This window comes from Fictibacillus nanhaiensis (assembly GCF_019801215.1).
GTDB classification, from domain to species: domain Bacteria; phylum Bacillota; class Bacilli; order Bacillales; family Fictibacillaceae; genus Fictibacillus; species Fictibacillus nanhaiensis_C.
The window spans coordinates 1-1,663 of sequence record NZ_JAHVJO010000012.1; the positions used below are offsets into that span (position 1 = coordinate 1).

At 38.1% G+C, this 1,663-nt stretch carries 1 protein-coding gene; it reads right to left on the reverse strand.

From position 1 onward, the window contains the following. Positions 1 to 45: 45 nt before the first annotated feature. A protein-coding gene (locus tag KUV80_RS18930) for an IS3 family transposase (RefSeq protein ID WP_425309184.1) occupies positions 46 to 1,595 on the reverse strand; the annotation gives its coding sequence in 2 pieces (ribosomal slippage) (positions 46 to 971 and positions 971 to 1,595; 1,551 coding nt in all). Positions 1,596 to 1,663: the final 68 nt, after the last annotated feature.

A 1,663-nucleotide genomic window follows, 5' to 3' on the forward strand; every position in this document is an offset into this window, starting at 1 on the left:
TTGAACTGCACCCCGTCAAGTAGACAGATGAAATAATAAAACACTCTAAGCGGCTTCAACTCTATATTCTATAGGGCTGAGGCCGTTTAGTCGTTTTTGATATCTTTCATAATTATAAAAATGAATATACTCATCTATCGCGAGGGACAGGTCTTCAAATGTATTATATTTATGTAAGTAATACTTCTCGCACTTGAGGGTTCCCCAGAACGATTCCATGGGACCGTTATCTATACACCTACCCACGCGTGACATGCTTTGGGTCATATTGGCTTGATCCACCATGCGTTTGAACCCATGAGAAGTATATTGAAAGCCTCGATCACTGTGAATAAGCGGTTGTTCTTCCTCTAACTGTTCCATAGCTCGGTCTAGCGTTTGGAACACGAGGCTATTATTATTCGAATGTCCTACTACATAGCTTACGATTGATCCATCATACAAATCTAATATGGCACTTAAATAAGCTTTCTTTTGTGAACCGTATTTTAATTCTGTGACATCCGTTACCCATTTTGTATTCTTCTTTTCTGCTGTGAATTCACGATTTAGCACATTCTCCGCCACATGTTGGGGGATTGAACGCTTAAATCTACTCTTCTTTTTTCGTATCACGCACTGAATATCCGCCACACTCATCAGCCTATAGATCCGTTTAGGATTAAAGTTCTGGTTTAAGATGCGATTTATATTCATAGTCATTCGACGATAGCCGTAGATGCCCTCCACTTTCTTATGGAGAGCTTTCAGCTCTTCTATAATCTCAATATTCTGCAGCTCTTGCTCAGAAGGCGTTCGGTTTAGCCACTTATAATAGGCAGCTCGTGAGAGGCCTGCAATTTCACAAAGCAAAAGAATACTTACTTTTTCTTTAACATGTAATTCCTGAATGGCCCTATATTTATTTTCATTTGGAATATAGGCTACTTTTGCCTCCTTTCGATCTCCTCTAACTTTTTTAAGAATGCATTTTCCGCCCGTAACCGTTCATTCTCTCGTTCTAATCTTTTCATCTGTAACTTAAATGCCTCATCAGGTGTTAACTCATTTTCTTGCTTTGTTCTTCCACGCTTATCTTTAAGTGCTTCGTCTCCATCTTTTTCAAACTTCCTTACCCATTGATACACCTGTTGGTAGGAGACCTTGTATGTTTCAGCTATTTTCTGATAATCCTTCCCGTTCTCCAAACAAGAAAGTACAATCTGTCTTCGTTCATCCTGTGTCGTTTTTCTTCCTTTAGTCATAGAGCTCGTCCTTCCCAAAGACGTATCTTTAAGTTCTTTATGACTATTATACTTTTTAATCCACTTTTTGAGGACGGAGGTACTTGAAATATCATACATACTTATAAGTTCAGTTTGTGAGTATTGACCGGACAAATAAGCCCTTACAGCTGTGATCTTGAGCTCTTTAGAGTAGGCCTTCCAAGCTCCTGAAGGTCTCAAACTTTCAAGTCCCTCTTTTTGAAATTGATTCATCCATTTCTTCAATGAGTTTTTTGAAATTCCGAATTCTTTACATAGTGCTCTTACTGAATAATTACCATGTTCATAAGTGAGCAACACATTATACTTAAACTCTTTAGAATACCCCATAAATAAAACTCCCCTTAAGGTAAAACAGATTTTTTATTTCATCTGTCTACCTAAAGGGGAGCATATCA